Genomic DNA, 2,034 nt, shown 5'->3' on the forward strand with positions numbered 1-2,034 from the left:
CCGGTCGGCACTGTTCGCGTAGGCCTCGATCGGCTCGTACCTCGTTGCCAGCGCGACATCCAACGGCCATCCGACGCGCGACAGCACGGCATCTTTCGCGGCCTGAACGGCAAGTGGAGACGCCGAAGCAATTCGATCGGCCCAGGAGCGAGCCGTCTCCGCCAACTTCTCGAACGGGACGACCTCGTTGACGAGCCCGTACCGCTCGGCCTGCTGTGCGTCGATTCGGTCGCCGGTCAGGATCAACGACATCGCGATGTGGTGCGGTAGCTGCCGAATGGCTCGGTGCATGATGCCCGCTTCGCCGATGATCCCGACTTTGGTCTCGGGAATCCCGAACTGCGCGGTGTCCGCGGCCACGATGATGTCCGCACACATGGCGAGTTCGAAACCACCACCGATCGCATATCCCTGAACCGCCGCCACCAGGGGCTTGCGGAGCGTGAGCAACGGCCCGCCCACCCCCGTGAGGCCGCCGCCCAGCGCCATCCGGCGCCCGGCGCCCTCGGTGCCGCCGCTGACGTTGGCTCCGGCACAGAATGCCTTCTCCCCGGTGGCACCGAGTACGGCTACCCAGATGTCCGGATTCGAGTTGATCTCGGTCCATGCCTCGAACAGCGCCTGATCCATCTCGGGGTCTATCGAGTTCAGTGCTGTGGGTCGATCGAGTGTCACGCTGGCGACGTGGCCGTCCAGTTCGAACTGAATTCCGCTACTCACGGTATGTCCCTTCTCGATTCTTCGGTCGCGGCCACCGGCTCGCGATATGCCGCTACTGCTGCCCCGAGCCCGACCTCGGCGACGAATGCGCGCACCTCGGCGACGGCGGGCGACAGGTGGAGCAGGGCATCCATCTCGGCGCCGCCCTGGGCCGCGGTTCGAACGCCCATCGACTCCATCGACCTGTTGATGGAGAGCTTCTTGATCCGGAGGATGTCAGCCGGAGTGCGGGCTATCCGGCCTGACAGCGTTTCGACAGCCTCGATCAGATCCTCCTCCGCCACCGCGTGGTTGGCCCATCCCCATTCGACAGCCGTGGTTCCGTCGATCGCGTTGCCGGGAACGAAGGCCAGTTCCTTCGCGCGTTTCGGCCCGACGAGTGGAGCCCACAGCGGAGCGACGTATCCGCCACCGAGCGGAATGGCGGGCTCGCCGATCTTCGCGTCTCGTGCGACGAGGGTGATGTCCGCGAACACACACATCTGCGTTGCACCCGCGATGCAGTATCCGTGTACCGCTGCGATGACGGGCTTCGGGTGATCCCAGATCGCAAGGAATCGGTTCACGTTGCGAGCCAATCGGTCACGATCTGCAACCGGATCGGGATCGGCGACCACCTTGCCGACCTGGCCGATGTCGTAACCGGCAGAGAAGCCCTTTCCCGCCCCCCGAATTCCGATGACTTTGCCGCCCGTCGTCGCCAGCCGGTTCAACGCATCGCTGAACTCGTCCAAAAGCTCGTTGGACAGAGCGTTCGCCTTGCCGGGACGATCGAGCACGATCCAGCTGATCGACCCTTTGTGCTCGATGCGCAGGTTCTCGTACCGAACCTGGTTCGCCGATTCCGCCACGGCGGTCATGCTCGGCCGATCGGGATCTGCTTCTTCACATGGAAGTCGACAACGCCGGAGGACCGCAGTTCCCGGCGCGAGAATCGCCATCCGTGTTGGTCGTCGCGGACGAACTCGTCGTGGTACTGCCCGAAGAAGTAGCCGTCGGCCTTGCCCTCCTTGGTGTAGCGATGCCATGCGTACAGTACGGAGCGGACGCTCGCCGAGTTCATGTCGTCCGCGAATGTCACGGCGACATTGGACACGTGATGACTGGTCGCGGTGAAGAACGTCCCGATGCCGTCGAGCGTCTCGCGGTAGGCCCGGCGACCTTCGGCCCCGAAACCGGGGCCGTAGGCGACGTAACAGTCCTCGGTGAACAGCGCGGCGAGTTCGTCGGGCAGATTCATGTCCAGGTAGTAGGCATAGTCGTAGATCACTCGCTCGATCTTGGCCGTCTCTACCAGTTCGGCCAGATCTCGAG

3 protein-coding genes are annotated in these 2,034 nt (G+C 64.3%); all 3 read right to left on the minus strand.

The window, feature by feature from the left end; translation table 11 throughout:
- Positions 1-720, minus strand: a 720-nt coding sequence (locus AC1DWT_RS51050; RefSeq protein WP_477926242.1) for an enoyl-CoA hydratase/isomerase family protein, incomplete at its 3' end; no start/stop codon positions are given.
- Entirely contained in the window at positions 717-1,580 is an 864-nt protein-coding gene (locus tag AC1DWT_RS51055) for an enoyl-CoA hydratase-related protein (protein WP_477926243.1), read from the minus strand. The genes AC1DWT_RS51050 and AC1DWT_RS51055, both read right to left, overlap by 4 nt.
- Positions 1,577-2,034, minus strand: a 458-nt coding sequence (locus AC1DWT_RS51060) for a nuclear transport factor 2 family protein (RefSeq protein WP_477926244.1), incomplete at its 5' end; no start/stop codon positions are given. The genes AC1DWT_RS51055 and AC1DWT_RS51060, both read right to left, overlap by 4 nt.

The sequence above is a fragment of the Rhodococcus sp. P4_B6 genome (assembly GCF_056402215.1).